Origin of the sequence: Campylobacter majalis, assembly GCF_905120465.1 — a bacterium.
Lineage (GTDB): Bacteria > Campylobacterota > Campylobacteria > Campylobacterales > Campylobacteraceae > Campylobacter_A > Campylobacter_A majalis.
Genome location: NZ_CAJHOF010000001.1, coordinates 17,317 through 33,324, shown reverse-complemented (window position 1 = coordinate 33,324; position 16,008 = coordinate 17,317). Strand labels below are relative to the sequence as shown.

General features: G+C 32.3%; 18 protein-coding genes. 10 read left to right on the top strand and 8 right to left on the bottom strand.

The features are described from left to right. Positions 1–45 precede the first annotated feature (45 nt). Positions 46–897 (top strand): universal stress protein, encoded by an 852-nt coding sequence (locus LQU93_RS00170; protein WP_229931862.1) that lies wholly within the window; start codon positions 46–48, stop codon positions 895–897. 2 nt (positions 898–899) lie between these two features. Here the strand turns inward: LQU93_RS00170 and LQU93_RS00165 are convergent, their stop codons facing one another. The 3 genes from LQU93_RS00165 to efp all read right to left on the bottom strand — a co-directional run bounded on the left by LQU93_RS00165 (position 900) and on the right by efp (position 3,379). After that, a complete protein-coding gene (locus LQU93_RS00165; protein WP_229931861.1) occupies positions 900–1,877 on the bottom strand; it encodes an omptin family outer membrane protease in 978 nt (325 codons plus the stop codon). A gap of 585 nt (positions 1,878–2,462) precedes the next feature. Continuing rightward, entirely contained in the window at positions 2,463–2,810 is a 348-nt protein-coding gene (locus LQU93_RS00160; protein WP_229931860.1) for an MmcQ/YjbR family DNA-binding protein, read from the bottom strand. 2 nt (positions 2,811–2,812) lie between these two features. After that, positions 2,813–3,379: an elongation factor P gene (gene efp, locus LQU93_RS00155; protein WP_229931859.1), complete on the bottom strand. Its 567-nt coding sequence runs from the start codon at positions 3,377–3,379 to the stop codon at positions 2,813–2,815. A gap of 98 nt (positions 3,380–3,477) precedes the next feature. On the opposite strand from efp, the gene ribD reads away from it, so the two are divergent. The 4 genes from ribD to LQU93_RS00135 all read left to right on the top strand — a co-directional run bounded on the left by ribD (position 3,478) and on the right by LQU93_RS00135 (position 6,934). Further along, a complete protein-coding gene (gene ribD / locus LQU93_RS00150; RefSeq protein ID WP_229931858.1) occupies positions 3,478–4,548 on the top strand; it encodes a bifunctional diaminohydroxyphosphoribosylaminopyrimidine deaminase/5-amino-6-(5-phosphoribosylamino)uracil reductase RibD in 1,071 nt (356 codons plus the stop codon). After that, entirely contained in the window at positions 4,542–5,660 is a 1,119-nt protein-coding gene (locus tag LQU93_RS00145) for a metallophosphoesterase (protein ID WP_229931857.1), read from the top strand. Before ribD ends, LQU93_RS00145 begins: the two co-directional genes overlap by 7 nt. 2 nt (positions 5,661–5,662) lie before the next feature. Beyond that, complete coding sequence (locus LQU93_RS00140) at positions 5,663–6,466, top strand: phosphatidylserine decarboxylase (RefSeq protein WP_229931856.1); 804 nt, start codon at positions 5,663–5,665, stop codon at positions 6,464–6,466. Positions 6,467–6,565: 99 nt separating this feature from the next. Then, positions 6,566–6,934: a hypothetical protein gene (locus LQU93_RS00135; RefSeq protein WP_229931855.1), complete on the top strand. Its 369-nt coding sequence runs from the start codon at positions 6,566–6,568 to the stop codon at positions 6,932–6,934. A 336-nt stretch (positions 6,935–7,270) separates the two neighbouring features. On the opposite strand, the gene LQU93_RS00130 is transcribed toward LQU93_RS00135, so the two are convergent. The 4 genes from LQU93_RS00130 to LQU93_RS00115 are packed head-to-tail and all read right to left on the bottom strand — an operon-like array spanning position 7,271 to position 10,727. Beyond that, entirely contained in the window at positions 7,271–8,857 is a 1,587-nt protein-coding gene (locus LQU93_RS00130) for a DNA polymerase III subunit gamma/tau (RefSeq protein ID WP_229931854.1), read from the bottom strand. 10 nt (positions 8,858–8,867) lie between these two features. After that, entirely contained in the window at positions 8,868–10,064 is a 1,197-nt protein-coding gene (locus LQU93_RS00125) for a molybdopterin molybdotransferase MoeA (protein ID WP_229932035.1), read from the bottom strand. Continuing rightward, on the bottom strand, positions 10,064–10,504 hold the full coding sequence (locus LQU93_RS00120) for a molybdopterin synthase catalytic subunit (protein WP_229931853.1): 441 nt from the start codon (positions 10,502–10,504) through the stop codon (positions 10,064–10,066). The genes LQU93_RS00125 and LQU93_RS00120 overlap by 1 nt, the downstream gene beginning before the upstream one ends. Position 10,505: 1 nt before the next feature. Further along, positions 10,506–10,727, bottom strand: coding sequence for a MoaD/ThiS family protein (locus LQU93_RS00115; protein ID WP_229931852.1), 222 nt, complete (start codon positions 10,725–10,727; stop codon positions 10,506–10,508). 82 nt (positions 10,728–10,809) lie between these two features. Between LQU93_RS00115 and nspC the strand changes: the two genes are divergently transcribed. Genes nspC through LQU93_RS09925 form a run of 5 tightly spaced genes read left to right on the top strand, consistent with a single transcriptional unit; the run spans position 10,810 to position 14,325 of the window. After that, positions 10,810–11,943 (top strand): carboxynorspermidine decarboxylase, encoded by a 1,134-nt coding sequence (nspC, locus tag LQU93_RS00110; protein WP_229931851.1) that lies wholly within the window; start codon positions 10,810–10,812, stop codon positions 11,941–11,943. Between the two features lie 9 nt (positions 11,944–11,952). Next, positions 11,953–12,627, top strand: coding sequence for a response regulator transcription factor (locus LQU93_RS00105; protein ID WP_229931850.1), 675 nt, complete (start codon positions 11,953–11,955; stop codon positions 12,625–12,627). Beyond that, positions 12,627–13,868, top strand: a complete 1,242-nt coding sequence (locus LQU93_RS00100; protein ID WP_229931849.1) for an ArsS family sensor histidine kinase — start codon at positions 12,627–12,629, stop codon at positions 13,866–13,868. Before LQU93_RS00105 ends, LQU93_RS00100 begins: the two co-directional genes overlap by 1 nt. A gap of 20 nt (positions 13,869–13,888) precedes the next feature. Continuing rightward, positions 13,889–14,167: a hypothetical protein gene (locus LQU93_RS00095; protein WP_229931848.1), complete on the top strand. Its 279-nt coding sequence runs from the start codon at positions 13,889–13,891 to the stop codon at positions 14,165–14,167. A gap of 23 nt (positions 14,168–14,190) precedes the next feature. Further along, positions 14,191–14,325 (top strand): hypothetical protein, encoded by a 135-nt coding sequence (locus tag LQU93_RS09925; RefSeq protein ID WP_268250036.1) that lies wholly within the window; start codon positions 14,191–14,193, stop codon positions 14,323–14,325. Between the two features lie 452 nt (positions 14,326–14,777). Here LQU93_RS09925 and LQU93_RS00090 read toward each other — a convergent pair whose 3' ends face one another. Then, positions 14,778–15,917, bottom strand: a complete 1,140-nt coding sequence (locus tag LQU93_RS00090; protein WP_229931847.1) for a BaiN/RdsA family NAD(P)/FAD-dependent oxidoreductase — start codon at positions 15,915–15,917, stop codon at positions 14,778–14,780. Between the last annotated feature and the right edge of the window lie 91 nt (positions 15,918–16,008).

The window sequence follows — 16,008 nt, the reverse complement described above, 5'->3', positions numbered from 1 at the left end:
TTGGCTTAACTTGTAAAATAAAATACAAAAATTAAGGAAAAACAGATGCAATATAAAAAAATTTTATTTCCTATAGCTGCTGGAGAAGATGTTGTGCCACGTATTTATGGTGCTTTAAAAGTTGCAAAATGGTTTAATACTCATATGCAAATTCTCTCAGCACAACTTGATCCAAGCTCTGTTTATAATATGAAAATGACACTACGTGGCGGTGTATTGTATGAAGAGTTTTTAAAAAATGCCAAAGACGACCTAGAAGAGGCAAATGCAAAAAATTATGCTGAGTTTGAAAAAATATGTAAGGAATTTGATATAAGTATAAGTGATAAGCCTATAGATGGTAAAGCTAGTGCATCATTTAAAGTTAAAGAGGGTAAAAGAAGCATTGTATTTGAAGATGAAGCGAAATTTTGCGATCTTATTGTTGCATCTGTTTCAATGACAGGTAAAATTACTGGTTCATTTGAAGCTGCGGTTATGAAAAGCGGCAAAGATTGTATAGTTATTCCTAGAAATTTAACTGAGTTTAATCCGCAAAATATCCTTGTTAGTTGGGCAGCAACGCCATCAAATTCACGTGCATTAACTAGTTCGCTTCCTATATTAAAACAAGCAAAAAAAGTTCATTGTATCACAGCTAGAGCTGCTTTAGGTGAAAATGCAGAACATAGCTTAAATATGCTAAAAGAATATTTTGAGCTACATGGTATAAATGCAACTTATGAGATTATAAACACATCAAGCATACCGGGCGAGGCGTTACTAAAAGAGGCAAAAAATGGCAATTTTGATCTAGTTGTGGCAGGACGTCAGGGAGAGAATGGATTAAGAGAGATGTTTTTGGGTGGGACATCGCGATTCTTTTTAGAACACACAGACATCCCAGTATTTTTGTAAGACTAAAATTTATAGCTTACGCCGATATTTATTGTATGGTGCTTGTTTGAAAGACCAGCACCTCTTGAGACGTGTTCTGTTTCATTTGTAGTTCTATCAAATGAGCTTAAGTCTGCTATGGCAAGTCTATAGTCGCTGTAGTTATACTCTGTAAATAATTTTAAGTTTTTATTTATATAATATCCAGCGTTTAGGCTTACACCATAAAATTTACTATTTTTGCCTTTTTCCTGAAATGTAGTTTGCCTTAAATAGTGCTGATCTTGATCTCTTGAGATAACCCAATTGCTAAATTTTACATCAGTATTTAGCTCAAAATTTTTATAATTATATTCAAATGCAAGCCCTATATAAGGTGCACTAAATTTTTGTCTATAACCAATTACAGCAAGATCATCTGGAAATTTCCCTATTAAAGTCTCTTTTTGTCCTTGACCAGCAGGTTGTCCTTGTTTGTTTTCATTAAGGTGTGTGTATATGAAATTTCCACCTTTACTAGTCCAACTAAATCTACTTTGTTTAAAACCAAAAAGAGCAGCTGTTTTTAACCCAAAATCTTCAAAAAACCATGCTTTTGCATTGATGTCAAATTCGTTTGCATAATTTAATGGTGTATTATTATGGTGAGATTGATCTGTAAGGATTGACCTATCATTATCATCAAGCCAATCATAATCACTCATTTTACCTTTGCCATCTTTTATAGTTGTAAAACCGTTTAAATTTAGGGTAAGCCACGATGTAACATCCCATGAAATATCCCCTTTTAATATTAAGGCATGTTTTATTTTCCAATTTAATTGACTGATCTTGTCGTTCATTGTATCGCCATAAACTATCTCTTTTGCTTCGCCTGTAAGTAGTCCAAAAGATAGTGTTGTCTTTACATTAGGGATGGGTTTTACGGTAACGCTTTGATTTATTTGTGGGTTTGCAAACAAGCCAACAAATGCTAAACTCAATAGTGATATTTTTTTCATATTTCTCCTTTTTATTTTAAGTATATTAATATTATATTTAAATTTTTGTTGTTATTAACTTAAAATATTAAATTAATAAAAACAAGATGTATTTTTTGCTTTAAATTTATAAATGCTTTAAGCAAATCAAAAGCACAACTAAAAACTTTACTTACTATAATAGCAATGACTTAAAAAGTAACGAGCGAAGCGAAGTTCAGATAGCGACTTAAGCTGTCATTGTAGCCTTGTCTTTAGCTTGTTATTATTATTGTTTGGATTAAAAAATCTTAAAAAGACATTGACAGATATCAGGATTTTCTTGTTTTGAATTTTGTAAATATCATAAAACTAATAAGAGTTTTTATGGGTAGTAAAATAAAACTGTGGTTTAATGTGATTAGGATAAAAACAGTTGTTTTTATGTAAAAAGCTTTTAGTTAAATTATCACTTATATCACATAAAGTTAATTAAGGAATAGGTCATAATGAGTAAAATATCAAGTGTTGGTCAAAGCCATGATTGGGGGCAAAATTAAAACACTAACTAATTTTAGTTAAGTTTAATATTTTTATAGTAGTGCTAAATTTAAAGATATGTAATACTTATAGGCTTAGCTGCAAACTAGTATCTATTAGGTCTATTAAGAAATCTTTATCTATTTTATCATCGATTTTTACGCTTATCCAGTGTGTTTTATTCATGTGGTATGCTGGATATATTTGTTTGTGATCTATTAAAATTTGTGCTACATCTGTTTTGAGATTTAAGAGCAAAATTTCATTATCGCTATTTATGTTTAACTTTTTTGCACTAATTTTCATCATCAGTGCAAACCACTTGCCTTTGTGGTTGCAAAACGTGGCAAAATTTGGATATTTTTTAAATGGATAGTTTGGCGAAGTATTAAAATTTTGTTTAAAAATTTCTAAAATTTCAACTTCGCCTAACATTATTATTTGCTTACACGCTCGATATATTCGCCACGCACAGTATCTACTCTGATGACTTCACCCTCTAACACGTGAAATGGTATTTGCACTACGGCACCACTTTCTAGAGTTGCTGGTTTTTTGCCGCCTTGACTATCGCCTTTGAAATTTGGTGGAGTTTGCACTATTTTTAGCTCAACCACCTGCGGCACTTCTACGCCGATTGCATTTCCGTTGTGAAACAGTATATCAACCATCATACCATCAACCATCCATTTTTTAGCCTCGCCAACATCATCATCGCTAATGCCAACTTGCTCATAGCTAACAGTGTCCATAAATTGGCAGTATTCACCATCGTCATATAGATATTGCATTTGCTTTTCTTCTAGATTTGGCTGTTCGCACTTATCACCTGCGTGAAATGTTTTTTCAAGCACTTTTCCATCAACAAAAGATTTGATTTTTGCTCTTACAAAGGCTGCTCCTTTGCCCGGTTTTACATGTTGATACTCCACGATTTTATATGGTACGCCATCAATTTCTATTTTTAAGCCCTTTTTAAGATCACCCATTGAATATGATGCCATTTGCACTCCTAATATTTTATTAAAATAGGCATGGATTTTACTAAAATTTTACTTCATTTACACTAAATTGCTATAATTTAAATTTTAAAGGATATAAATTGAGCGATGAGTTTTATATGGATTTAGCCTTAAATGAGGCTTGGAAATACCAAATTTTAACCTATCCAAATCCAGCTGTAGGATGTGTGATATGCGATAAATTTGGCAAAATTTTAAGCATAAAGGCACATAAAAAAGCTGGATATTTACATGCTGAGCCAATGGCAATTTTGTTTGCATTGTTTAACTTAAATGATGAAATTTTAAATAAATTCTTAAATGAATATAATGTTTGTTTTACTCAAAGTTTTAAAACTTTAACAGAGCTTAACGAAGCTGATTTAGACGCAAAATTTTGTTATGAGTTTATTTTAAGCAATCATGGTAATTTATTAAATGATGCTAGTGCTTATGTAACGCTTGAGCCTTGCTCACATCACGGCAAAACTCCAGCTTGTGCGATATTGATAAAGCAGCTTGGCTTTAAAAGAGTAATTATAAGTGTTTGTGATGAGAATAAAATAGCAAGTGGCGGAGCAAAGATATTAAAAGAAGCTGGTATTGATGTAAAAATAGGCGTTTTAAAAGAGCATACAAAGAAGCTAATGTTGCCGTTTAAAACTTGGCTTAATGGAAATTTTATCTTTTATAAGTTGGCTATGAGTGCTAATGGCGTCATAACTGGTGGCATAATCTCAAACGAACTAAGTCGAACTCATATGCATAAGCTTCGTGGAGTGATTGACTTGCTTGTAATTGGTGGAAATACGGTGCGAGTTGATAGACCTGTGCTTGATGCAAGACTAGCAAATGCCAAAGCTCCAGATGTCGCGATATACTCAACTAAACGCGATTTTGATACCGATATAGCTTTGTTTAGTGTTAAAAATAGAAACGTTGAAATTCTGGATAATCTTGAAGTTATAAATAAGCCTTTGGTGATGATAGAAGGCGGAGAGCAAATGTTAAAAAAGATCGCTTTAGGAGAAATTTTAAATGTAAAATGGGTTTTGATATATCAAAGTAGCGAGTTTAAAAATGCTGACAATATTAAGCTTGATGTGAGATTAAAACCGCTTTATGAGGGTAGGCTTGGCGATGATAGATATGGCTGGTATGAAGTATGTTAAGGTGGGTTTTTGTCATATCTGTAGCATTTATAGCTTCAGTTTTATTGAATTTTTATAGTTATAAAAGATTTTTAAGAAAAATAAGCTTTTTGCAGCCATATTTAAAATATATAAGGGTTTTTATTGTTTTTGTTGGTATTCTTGAAGCTACTTATATTTTTTCAGTTTTGATTAATTTTAGTTTGCATATTCATCTATACTTGGCTGGTGCATTTTTGCTTGGGTTTTCTTGGTTTTTGTTTGGTGTAAGTGTAGCTTATGATGTGCTTCGTATTGTTTTTAAAAGGACAAAATTTAATTCAAATAGGCGAAAATTTTTAAAATTTGTATTTGATACAGCTTTTTTGGTTGTATTTGTTGGATTTTTGCTTCAAGGTGTATTTAGTGCGATTAAACCACCACGCATAAAACACAACCAAATACGTATAAGCGGCTTAAAATCTCCGCTTAGAATTGCTGTGGTTAGCGATATACATATAGGTGATTTTTTGCAAAAAGAGTTTTTGGCACAACTTGTGTATCAGATAAATAGCACAAAGCCAGACATTGTGGCTATTGTTGGTGATTTGGCTGATATGAGTGGTGATGAGATGGGTGATTTTTTAGAACCTTTGAAGGATTTAAAAAGCACGTATGGGACGTATTATGTGCCTGGAAATCACGAGTATTATCATGGCATTGATGGGATTTTGTCAAAAGTGAATGATGTAGGAGTGAAAATTTTAGGCAACAAAAACGTAAATATAGGTGGGCTAAATTTAGCCGGTGTATATGATGTGGTTGGGCTTAAGTTTAACTACTTAAAGCCTGATTTAGATGTAGCTTTAAGCGGTATAAATGAAAATGAGCCTACTATTTTATTGACACATCAACCAAAATTTATACGTTACATGCACAAAGATGTTGATTTAGTAATATGTGGTCACACGCACGGCGGACAGATATTTCCATTTCACTTTTTAGTCTTGCTTGATCAGCCATATTTATATGGGCTTAATAAGCATAATGATAAAATGCAAGTTTATGTTAGTTCTGGTGCAGGATTTTGGGGGCCACCTGTGAGAATTTTGGCACCAAGCGAGATTGCGATTTTAGATTTAGTGGGAGAATAAATTTGGTATTTGATAGAGAATTTTCTAAAATTTTTGGATTAGTTGGTAAATTTAAGTTTTATAAGCCATTGCAAAAATTTATAAACAATAGCTATGTTAAGGCGTTTAATATTGATATGAGTGAGTTTTGGTCGCCAAATCAGTATGAGAGCCTAAATGCACTTTTTACTAGAGAATTTATAGCACCGCGTGAGTTTGATAAGAGTGATAGTGCTTTTATTAGCCCATGCGATGGTAGATGCCTTAGTTATGGTGTAAGTGTTGCCAACTCAGCCTTTAGTATTAAGGGGATGGGGTATCATCTGGCTGAATTGCTTGGTGAGCAAAGATCGAGTTTTGATAGGATGGCTCAGTATGATTTTGTAAATTTATATCTTAGTCCGCGTGATTATCATCACTATCACGCTCCATTTGATATGAGAATAAAACGTGCCATTTATATACCAGGTAGGCTTTATAGTGTCGCAAAATCAGCCTTAAAAAAGGTTGAAAATTTATATGCCAAAAATGAGAGAGTAGTGCTTGAGTGCGAGATAGATGGCTTTATTTTATGGCTTGTTTTTGTTGGTGCGTTAAATGTTGGCAAGATTAAATTTTGTTTTGATGAACGCATAAAAACAAATGCAAATGCGGACAAAATTGACGTTTATGATTATGAGAATTTGATGGTCAAAAAGGGCGATAGGCTTGGAAATTTTGAACTTGGTTCGACGATATTAATTATTAGCCAAAAAGATAAGATTAAATACAATTTAGACGATGAACAGACTGTAAGATTTGGCACAAAAATAGGCGAAATAGTGTAAAAAAGTATCAAAATTGATAAAATTTTGATAAAACTATACAAAATTTAAATTAATTTTACAATCTAAATGATATGATTAAGCGGATTAAGAGGGGGCAAGATGAGCACAGAGATAACAAAACAGGACAAAAAAAACACAGATCTTGAAACTCTTGACTTAAGATCTGCTATTGAAAATAATGATATAGTTGGCATATGGGAGAATTCTGAAGATTATGAAAAACTAGCTCAAACCACCGTAAAAACTATGCAATATATAAATGATGAGCAAATTAAAGAATTTACCAAGCAACTTACTCAAACTAATGAAAAAATACTAAATATGACATTTGAAGGTGTTGCAAAACATCATGAAAAAAAGCTAGAAAAAGCACTTGGAGCACATAAAAGACAACTTATAGCATATACTATTTTGAGCTTTTTTATTGGGATTTTTGCCGGATTTTTGATACTTAAATATCTGGCTTAATATCGCTTTTATTTTGTAGATATAAAGCCAAGGTTTTATTGTTTTGTTTTGCAATCTTTTTAAGATAATTCTACGATAAGCTTTGGCATAGTGACTTACAACCTTTTTATCTTTTATAAAATAAAACTATAATACTGTTTTTTGATATTATAAAATTTTGCATAATATCTAGCACGTAGTTCAAGCACAAGTTCATCGTATAAATTTTTACTAATCCATAAACTAAATTCTCGTTGTAAAATTTCTTTATATTGTTTATTTTTTCGCCATGTCTTAATTTGTATTCTGGTATCAAGTCGCTCTTCCCAAGTATTAGGGCAAATAAATTATAAAAAATTATTGATTTATTTTTACGATTTTTGGTGTTCCAAAATAGTCTTTTGCATCTTGCAAGATAGCGTTGTTTTTTAGCTCTTGTAGCTCTTGTGGGCTTTTGTTTTTATTTATGCTAGATAGTGCTTCTGATATGCTTTGTATTTTTTTTGGTTCGCTTTTTGGTTGAGTTATTTCAACTTCTTGCAGTTTTTGCAACTCTTTTTGAAACTCATCTTCTTCATTTATTTGTAAAATTTTATCTTGTGATTGCTTTTTTTTTACGTTTATAATTTTTGCATTTTCGCCAAAAAGTTGCTTTAATATGCTCATTATTAGTCCAAATTTTGAAACAAGCTCATCTCTGTCTCGCCCTTGTGCATTTGATATAATGCTCAAATTTACTCCATCAAATTCTACAAATTCTGTATTGTTTTGAAAAATTTCGCCCAAATTGTAATCTCTATCAAATATCTTATCTAGCAAAATTTCATAAGCATTTTTTTGTTTGTTGTTTGTTTGTTTAGCCTGTTGCTTTGCTTGGTCTTTGGTTGTGTTTTGATTTTGTACTTCGTTTATTGCCTCGTCTATTGTTTTTAAATTTTGTGCTTCCATCATCATAAATAGCATTATTGTTATGACAAAGCTATTGTCGCTAGTGGTGTTTAGCATAGATTTTGCTTGAGCAAAAATTCTAAAAAATCGCTCTGTAACTAGCAGTGAAAATGACGGATCGTGAGCTAGAAATTTAGTTTTTAGATGAGATGTTAGCTCATCAATTATCATAGTTGCTTCATACTCTTCTAGTTGTGACACTATGCTTGAGATTTGTTCTTTATCGCTTTGTAAAACGGCTTTAAATATATCGTCAATCCTGGCTGGATCAAGCAGTCCTAGCATTGATGCAACTGCGTTTTGTGTTACATTGTTTGATGAGTATATTATTGCTTGATCTAGTAGTGTGAGAGTATCGCGAAGTGAGCCTTGACCACTTCTAGCAAGTATTTGCAAGGCTTCTTTTTCATATGTGATGCCTTCTGTGTTTAAAATGTGCTCTAATTGCTTTGTTATTAGGTGTCTTGGGATTTGTTTAAATCTAAAGTGCTGAGTTCTAGATAGAACTGTTGCTGGCAATTTAAGCGGATCTGTCGTAGCAAGGATAAATTTAACATAACTTGGTGGTTCTTCAAGTGTTTTTAATAGTGCATTAAATGCCGGAGTTGATAGCATGTGAACTTCATCGATAATGAAAATTTTATATTTTGCCATTGATGGAGCGTATTTTGTTTGCTCAATTAGCTCTTTTATATCGTCTATGCCTCTGTGACTTGCTGCGTCCATCTCGATGATATCTAGATGCCTAGATTCGTTTGCCATTTTGCAATTATTGCATGTTTCGCATGGCTTTGCATTTTGTGGATTATCGCAAACTAATACCTTTGAGAAAATTCTAGCACTTGATGTTTTCCCACTACCTCTAAGTCCAGAAAATAGATAAGCATGTCCTATTCTATTGCTTTGCAAAGCGTGACTTAGACTTTGACTTACGGCTTCTTGTCCGATTAATTCGTCAAAATTTTTAGGTCTGTATTTTAGTGCAAGTGCTTTCAAATTTTATCCTTTATATTATCATTAAAATATCTACGATTTCGCCTTTTTGGATGCTTTTAGTATGTTTTGGTACAACTAAAAGTGCGGCGTTGTTTGTTAGGTTGTTTATTATTGCTGAGCTTCCTAGTTTTTTGCCGTTTAGATTTGCGTAAATTTTGCCATCTTTATATTCTAAATTTATTGCTGTAAATTCAAGATAAGGTGAGCGTTTTTCGTATTTTTCATCTAGTATTGCCTTTATATATGGTTCGTCTTGATGTAGCCAAGTGTTTAGCAATACTCTTACATATAGCGTCGTCATAACCATGGCCGAGTATGGAAAACCAGGCAATGCAAAGATGTATTTTTCACCTAAACGCGCTATTTTTATGTGGCGTCCCGGCTTTATATCAGCACCATTTAGCACTATTTCAAAATCATCTTTTAAGGCAACTTTGACAAAATCAAAATCCCCCATACTCACGCCACCTGTTGTCAAAAGCACATCAGCTGATTTTAGTGCGTTTAGTATAGCGGTTTTTACAGTATTTGCATCATCTTTTACTATCTCACACACTATCGGCTGTGCACCTAGTTTTTTCATCATCATTGCTAGAGCTATATGGTTTGAGCTTCTTATTTGAGCATCGTTTTGTAAAGGCTCTCCAAGATCCACTATCTCGCTACCAGTTGCTAAAATTGCTACTTTTGGCTTTATAAAGACACTTACATGAAATATCCCAAGCTCCGCTAGTAAGGCTATTTCGGCATAATTTAACTTTGTGCCTTTTTTGATTAAAATTTCGCCTTTTTTGTAGCTCTCACCCACCTGCCTAACGGCGAAATTTTTTGCAACTGGTTTGATTATTTTTACAATCGAGTTTGAAATTTCCACATTTTCAACTGGTATTAAAGTATCTGCACCATCGCTCATTAATGAACCGGTAAAAGTCTTTACGCACTCATTATCTTTGATACTTATAGTTTTGTCGCTTCCTGCTGGAAGTATATCTAATAGCTTTAGTTCATTTAAATTTTCATTCCACTTAAATGCATATCCATCCATGGCTGATGTTGGTTTTGCCGGATGGTTGTCTTTCGCGATTATATCGTAAGCGATGTGACGATCTAAAGCATTTGTTAGCGTGACTTTTTCTACTCTGTCCCAATGCTTTATGGTTGCTTTTAGTATCTTTAGACTATCTTCGTAGCTTGTTAATTTCACTATTAGTCCTTTGCTAATATTCCAGCGTTTGAGAGTTTTTGACTGCGATTTTTTGCATAAATTCTCTCGCCATTTTTCACATCATACTTCCATATCGGAGCGTTTGCTTTAAAATCTTCAACAAATTCATTAATAAGTCTTAGTCCAACCTTTCGCTGAGGAGTTAGCACAGCTGCTATATACGAGCTTTCGCCTACTTTTACATCGCCTTTTGAATGAGCAAAAAACACCTTTGCTTTGTCTTTTTCTGCTATATTTTGCCACTTTTGTAACCACTTTTTAAGTAGTGGCTCATATATATCAAAGCTAAGTGCTTGTATGCCATCATCATCACGCACTATGCCAACAAATGTTATTAAGGCACCACAGTTTAAATTTTTACTATCATTATACCAGCGTTTTTGTATCTCGTTTATGTCTAGTTCGTTTTGATAAATTTCCATTTTAACCTCCGCAAACTGGTGCTAATATCGCAACCACATCGCCATCTTTTAGTTGCATATTTGCATCGGTAACAATCTCATCATTTACCGCTACACCGCAATCTTTTAGCCATATTTTTAGCTCTTTATCCTCGTTTAATATCTCTTTTAATTCGTTTAAATTTTTAACATCTATTTTTAAATCATCCTTGCCAATTGGACCTAGAAATTTTATAATTACCATTAGTTTCCTTTAAAATTTTACGCAATTGTATCAAAGAGTAAGTAAAAATTTTATATAATCGTTGAAATTTTAAAGGAAAATGATGAAGCAAAATGAGATAAAAACACCAGCTTATGTTTGTGAAGAGGCAAAACTGAGAAAAAATTTACAAATTTTAAAGCGTGTAAAAGATGAAAGTGGAGCAAAGATATATGTTGCGTTAAAGGGATTTGCCTTTAGTGGTGCTATGGATTTGGTTAGTGAGTATTTAGATGGTGCGACTTGTAGCGGTTTATACGAGGCAAAATATGCTAAAAAGCATGTTCGTGGAGAGATATGCACATATTCACCAGCATATAAAGATGATGAGATAGATGAGGTTTTATCTTTGTCTAATCACGTGATATTTAACTCGCATAATCAGTGGCAAAAATATCGTAAAAAAGCATTAAAAAGCGGTGCTGAATGTGGGCTTAGATTAAATCCAGAAGTGTCAGCATCGCCAAGTGATGCGTATAATCCATGTGCAGAGTTTAGTAGGCTAGGTATTACAAAGGCAAATTTTAAGCCAGATGAGCTTGATGGTATATCAGGGCTTCATTTTCATGCACTTTGCGAAGAGAGTGCTGAGAGTTTGCAGTTGGTTTTGCAAGGGTTTGAGAGTAGATTTGGCGAGTATTTAAATGGACTTAAGTGGGTAAATTTTGGTGGTGGCCATCATATTACTCGTGAGGGCTACAATGTAGATTTGCTAATACAGATTATTAAGGATTTTAAGGCAAAATATAACGTAGAAGTGATACTTGAGCCAGGTGAGGCAGTTGGTTGGCAGACTGGTTATTTAGTCGGTAGTGTGTTAGATATAGTTGATAATGGTAAAAAAATAGCTATACTTGATGTATCGGCCGAGGCTCATATGCCAGATACGGTGCTTATGCCATATCGTCCAGCTGTGCGTAATGAAAGCAAAAATGGCAAGTATGAGTATAGATTTGGCGGTGCTACTTGTTTGGCTGGAGATATTGTTGGTATACAGACTAATAATCCAGAATATCGCTTTGATGATGAGATAAAAATAGGCGATAGGATTATTTTTGAAGATCAAATTCACTACACAATAGTAAAAAATACAACTTTTAATGGTGTAAAATTGCCAGATTTGTATTATGTTAAGGAAAATTTAGATGTTGTAAAGATACGTGAGTTTGGTTTTGATGAGTTTGAAAGACGAAATTAAAGGATTAATATGGCTGAAATTTTAATGATAGAAGATGATTTGGAGTTGGCTGAAATTTTAAGTGAATATCTGCAAAAAAACAACTATAACGTTACTATTATAGATGATCCGTATTTGGGATTGTCTACATTAAATACTAATAAATTTGATCTTGTAATACTTGATTTAACATTGCCAGGACTTGATGGATTGCAGCTTTGTAAAGAGATACGCAAAAATAACAATATCCCAATCATTATCTCATCAGCTCGTCATGATATAACAGATAAGGTAAATGCACTAGAAAATGGTGCGGATGATTACATGCCAAAGCCTTACAATCCACAAGAACTATTAGCCAGGATAAGAAGTCATCTAAGACGTGAAAGCATAAAAATAGAGCGAGAGACGCCACAAAATAGTGATTTTGAGGTTAAAGATTTTGAGCATGAAATTTTATTTAAAGGCAAGGCATTAAGCTTAACAGTTGCTGAATATGATATATTAAAATATTTAATTAATAAACAAGGCGGTGCTGTTAGTCGTGAGGAGCTGATATATAACTGCGAAAGTATCAATGAAGACACAACAAATAAAAGCATCGATGTAATAATAGGAAGAATCCGTGCTAAAATAGGCGAAAATCCAAAGGCACCGCGTTATATCCATGCGATACGTGGCATAGGCTATAAATTGGTGTTTTAATGAAGCGTTCGTCCATATTTATTACAATAACTATTATATTTTTAATTGCACTTGCTAGTATTTTTGTAGTTTTTTTATGGCTTATGGAGTTTGATAAGCAAAATTACACAAGAGAGTTAAATAGCAAATACTCAAACGTAGCTCAAGCTAATTTGTTTTATATGAGTGGGCTTATGGATTTTGATAAATACAATGATGCAATGAAAAACGTAGAAATGAGTGAGATATCAGACGAGAGTGATAAATACAGCATTTTGCAAAATGCACACATAATAGAAGAGATCAAAGATGACATAGGCAGCATAGCAATTTTGCTTTATGAAAAACGACATTATTTAAAAATACAGCATTTAGATAATATTAAAATTTTACGTGATAAAGAGTATCAGCCATATCGATATGAGATGATAAAGGCTGTTTTTGCTGTGATAGTTGTCGTGATACTAATAGCCTATATTTTTGTAATTTACAAGCTTAAGCCACTTAGAAAACTTAAACGACAAATTGTAAAATTTGCCAATGGCGATCTTGAAAATATACAAAATGTAAGTAGTGGCAAGGATGAAATTTCAGAGGTTGCCGAGGCATTTTATAATGCCACAAACGAGATAAAAATACTAAATAATTCTAGACAGTTGTTTTTACGAAATATCATGCATGAGCTAAAGACACCGATTACAAAGGGAAGATTGGTCGTAGAGATGATGGATGATAGCAAACACAAAGATCGTTTTGTGTCTATTTTTAATAAATTAGAAAGTTTAATAAATGAATTAGTCGCAGTTGAGCAAACAACATCAAAAATAAAACTAACAAACAAAACTACATGCTTTATGGCTGATGTTATTGACGAGGCGATAGATATAGCGATGATAGATAAAGAACAGGTAATGATAGATAAAACTGAAAATTTAAAATTAGATATTGATTTTAAGCTTTTTAGTATAGCTGTTAAAAATATGATTGATAATGCTATAAAATATTCACCAGACAAAAGAGTTAAAATTGAAATTTTAACTGATAAAATTAATTTTATAAGTAAAGGTTTGCCACTTAAAAATGAGTTAAATTTTTATATACAGCCATTTATAAAAGGAGAAAATTCACAAAAAAGCTTTGGCTTAGGGCTTTATATTGTAAGCAATATTTTAAACTCGCATAGGTTAAAAATGGGCTATACGCACCAAAACGGATATAATATATTTTATTTTGAGAATTTAAAAGCTATAATAAAAACCTAAAACCATTTAAAAGGAAACAAATGTCAGCAAAAAGATTTAGTGCTAGTGATTTGCTATCCCTTGTGGAGCTTGAAATTTCGGTTTTAAAACGTTATTATAGTCACTCAAATGTGACTAATTCGCTCTCTTTGATCTATTTTAGATTGCCAGAGAAAAACGAAGGCTATGAAGAGGCTTTTGAACGCATACTTCGCCATACAGATGCGATTGTAGAAGAGGGTGAGCATATTGTTGCCTTGCTTTTTGGCACTAATAAAACTGGTGCTTCAAAGTTACTTTCTGGTATTCAGGAATTTTAAATGAAAAACCAATTGATTTAATTGTGTCATATCCAAAAGATGCAAAAGATGCAAAAACTATTCTGACATTGCTTCAAGATGATATCAAAGAGAATTATGGAGTGATTTTGGATTGTCTTAAGACAGATGAGCCTATTGACATATTTGAAAAATTTTAGTGATATACTTGTGGGTAGTTGCTAAGCTACCCAGTATTTGCTAATACGATATTAAGCGTGCTAGTTAAAATTAAACTGGTCTTTTAATTATCCTTTAAAACATATTTTAATTATTAAATCAAAATAAGCTTTCTTGCAGGATGCTTAGCGTAAAACTTCGCTTTGTTTAACATAAATACAGAGTTTTTATGGCAAAGAAAATCTCTATCTTGCTTGTAGTTATAAATAAAATAGTTCTTAAAAAGCTACAAACAAAGTGAAGTAAAATTTGCTAAATTAATAAGATACCTTACAAAGTGGCAAAGCTAAAAATACGCTAAGTTAGCTTAAGCTAAGTCTTGTTAATTTTTTATAAAATATAAGCAAAATAGCGATTGTTTGCCTATAAATAAAGTTTATAAATGCATAAATTTATAGTATTTTTGCCTTTGTTGCTTTTGTGTTTTATGAAATTATAAATTAAGGTTTATTTTTTGACTTGCTATATTTGCACTAGCAAAAGCAAAGTGTAAATTATATCCACCAAGCATACCATTTACATCTAAAACTTCGCCTATAAAGTATAAATTAGATACCTTTTTGCTTTCGAAATTTTCACTTAATTCATCAGTGCTAATTCCGCCTTTTGTTATCTCAGCTTTTTCAAATCCAAAATTTCCAGCCGGAGCAAACTCATAATTAAAAATTTTATTAAATTTTGCTTTTTCATCGGTGCTAAAATTATCATAAGGCTTATCGCTTAGATTTTGCGAGTGTAAGAATTCTTTTGTGAAATTTTTAGGCAATTGCATTAATGTGCTTACTTGCTTTTTGCTATTTTTTAGATTTTTTATATTGATTTTTGGGGCAAAATTGATTGAAATTTTGCCTTTTTTCCAAAAAAGCGACGCATTTAGCACGGCTGGACCGCTTATGCCTTTATGTGTAAAAAGCACCTTGTCTTTAAAAAATCTATCATTTACGCTTATTATGCTATCTAGACTAACCCCACTAAGATTTTTAAACCAAAACTCATCCTTTTGCACACTAAATCCCACAAGTGCAGGGCAGGGTGTGATTATTTCAAGGTTAAAATTTTTAGCTATTTCATATCCTAAGCCAGTCGCTCCGAGTTTTTTATAGCTAATTCCTCCAGTAGCTATGATTAGATTTTTGCAGTAAAATTTCTCTTTTGTGCTTGTTATTTCAAAAGTGTTGTTTTTTAAATTTTTGCTTACGTGCGTTACTTCGTGATTTGTTAAAATTTCACATTTGATAGCATTTAAAAGTGTATTTAATACATCTTTTGAGCCTGATTTGCAGTAAAATTGTGTTTTTTTCTCTAAGCTAAAGTTTAAATTTTTAAAAATTTCAAGCGTTTTTTTGTAATTAAATTTTAATAAGACATTGTAGATAAAATTTTCATTTGCTAGATAGTTTTTAGGGCTTATATTTTGATTTGTTACGTTACATCTGCCGCCTCCACTAGCTAGTATTTTAAGTCCGCATTTTGCATTTTTTTCTAGTATTAATGTAGTTTTTGCATTAAGCAAACTAGCCAAATACAGCCCACTAGCACCGCCACCGATAATTAAATTTTCATATATTTTCATGTATTATAAAAGCTCTCTTTTTGCGTTTTAATTTAATCCTTATATGCTATAATAACGAAAATCAAATGATATTTGCAAGATAAATACAAAA